The organism is Xanthovirga aplysinae, from assembly GCF_009711365.1.
GTDB lineage: Bacteria > Bacteroidota > Bacteroidia > Cytophagales > Cyclobacteriaceae > Xanthovirga > Xanthovirga aplysinae.
This window is the reverse complement of the sequence record NZ_SMMB01000191.1, coordinates 1-630: the sequence shown is the minus strand read 5'-3', so window position 1 is coordinate 630 and position 630 is coordinate 1. Positions and strand designations below refer to the sequence as shown.

The window sequence follows — 630 nt, the reverse complement described above, 5'->3', positions numbered from 1 at the left end:
TTTTACCGAAGGCGGCCGTATGCTGCATAACGATGACCTGCAAATCATGCAGGACGATCTATTCATTGCCCTGGAAGAACAATACAAAGGTATGGGTGCCTTTATTTTCAGTGGCTGTGCTATAGAAGAAGGTACAGACCCTGAGACCTACACCATTGGTCCTGGCCTCGTATATATCAACGATAAAATATTACAATTTACAGGGAATGGACAAAATACTTCTGCAGAGGCCTTTAACTCACTATACTTGGTAGAGGGCCCTGCTACCCCTCAAGAGTTTTATTTGCTGAATTCTGGAGGAAGAGCTCCTAAACGAATTCTATACCAGGCCGAATTTGTCAATGAACCACCCCCAGAGGGCGAACACATAAAATTTACACTGGAGGGTGGTCGAACCTATGCCGATGCCATGCGTGGAGCTTTTAAAGCATTAAGCATTGGACATAACACAAATGATTTTAATGGACATGCCACTTTGGATGTATCAGGGGATTTCAAAATTAGTGGGACTTCCACCTTTGAGGATAAAATCTATTCCATCTATTCCGGAGATGTTATTTCTCTTTTGGGACAAGATTTAAAAACAATACGCTTTGAAAGCGGAGATCTTCGGTTCTGGACACAAGAAGG

At 42.7% G+C, this 630-nt stretch carries 1 protein-coding gene; it reads left to right on the top strand.

Going from position 1 to position 630, the window contains the following annotated elements; all coding sequences use genetic code 11:
- Window positions 1-19: 19 nt before the first annotated feature.
- Window positions 20-630 (top strand): hypothetical protein (locus E1171_RS00365; RefSeq protein WP_155203006.1); only part of this gene is annotated, 611 nt, incomplete at its 3' end.